The 1535-nt window shown below is 56.5% G+C and carries 1 protein-coding gene; it reads left to right on the top strand.

What is annotated here, in order from left to right; translation table 11 throughout:
- Positions 1-77 precede the first annotated feature (77 nt).
- On the top strand, positions 78-1466 hold the full coding sequence (locus ACTZWY_RS19710; RefSeq protein WP_444792405.1) for a transposase: 1389 nt from the start codon (positions 78-80) through the stop codon (positions 1464-1466).
- Positions 1467-1535: the final 69 nt, after the last annotated feature.

Here is a 1535-nt window from a genome sequence, read left to right as displayed (position 1 = left end):
ATTCTGTTGAAAAACTCTTGTTGTTTTTGAGTTTGAACCCTGATTCAATTCTTGCGTTGGTGCAGGGGATGACGGCCATGATGGGACCGAGGCAACAGCCACAAAGCGCATTATTCTATGATTTCTCGCTTGAAGATCATGTGCCGCAAGACCATCTGCTGCGCGCGATTGATCGTTTTGTCGACCTTGGCAGCATTCGTGCGCATCTGGCACCGTTCTACAGCCACACCGGGCGACCGTCCCTCGACCCGGAGCTGCTGATCCGCATGCTGCTTGTGGGATATTGTTTTGGCATCCGGTCGGAGCGGCGTCTGTGCGAAGAAGTTCATTTGAACCTGGCGTATCGCTGGTTCTGTCGCCTAGACCTTACTGATCCGGTCCCCGATCATTCCAGCTTTTCCAAGAACCGTCATGGCAGGTTTCGGGAAAGCGAATTGCTCCGCCATGTGTTCGAAACCGTCGTTGCGCGCTGCATCACTGAGGGACTGGCGAGCGGCCAGAGGTTTGCTGTGGATGCCAGTCTGATCGCGGCCGATGTCAACAAGCAGAACTCGACGCGCAAGGAGGATTGGAACACGCAGAATATTGACCCCGCCGAGGCACCGCGGGCCGTCAGGGAATATCTTGACGTTCTGGATCATGAAGCTTTTGGCGCGGCAAGCGAGGTTGAACCAAAATTCACCTCGCACTCCGATCCGGCCAGCCAGTGGACTGCCGCCCATAAGGCACCGGCATTCTTTGCGTATTCCGATAACTATCTCATCGATACGGATCACGGGGTGATCATGGATGTTGAGGGCACAAGGTCAATCCGGCAGGCAGAAGTCGGGTCAACGCGCAGGATGCTGGATCGGGTGCGCGAAACCTTTGGAATGCAACCTGACTGGCTGATCGCGGACACTGCCTATGGGTCGGGGCCAATGCTGGGCTGGTTGGTCGAACGCAAGATTGGTCCATTCATCCCGGTCATCGACAAGTCCGCGCGCACCGATGGCACATGGAGCCGGGAGGACTTCGAGTGGGATCCCGAAAACAACCGCTACATCTGCCCCGAAGGCTACGACTTGAAGCAATTTCGCCGCAACTATTCCGACCCGAACCGAGGCCCGACAGGCAAAGGGGTCGCAAAATACCGCGCACGGAAACTGGCCTGTCAGGCGTGCCCTTCGAAAGACAGATGCTGCCCGAACGCCGAGTTGCGCACCATCACCCGCGAAGAACACGAAGACGCGCGCCAGGTCGCCCGCGATATTGCCAAGACCGATGATTACGTCATCGCGATGCGGCTCCGAAAGAAGGTCGAGATGCTGTTTGCACATCTGAAGCGAATACTCGGCTTGGGCCGCCTTCGATTGCGAGGCCCATATGGCGCAAATGACGAATTTATCCTCGCCGCAACCGCCCAAAACCTCCGCAAACTCGCCAAGACATTCCCGATCCCAGTAACTGCACCCGCAGCGCCATGATCAATGGCGCTCGCCGTCATTTCAGACCCGAAAATTCCGCGATGCAGCACAGAGTTTTTCAACAGAATT

This window comes from Roseinatronobacter sp. NSM, from assembly GCF_052379845.1.
Taxonomy (GTDB): domain Bacteria; phylum Pseudomonadota; class Alphaproteobacteria; order Rhodobacterales; family Rhodobacteraceae; genus Roseinatronobacter.
The sequence above is the reverse complement of the archived record's forward strand: the minus strand, read 5'-3'. Positions and strand labels throughout refer to the sequence as shown.

What these genes read in the sequence shown, in the direction of transcription:
- ACTZWY_RS19710 (WP_444792405.1), top strand. Translation starts at nt 78, where the DNA reads ATGATGGGACCGAGGCAACAGCCACAAAGCGCATTATTCTATGATTTC.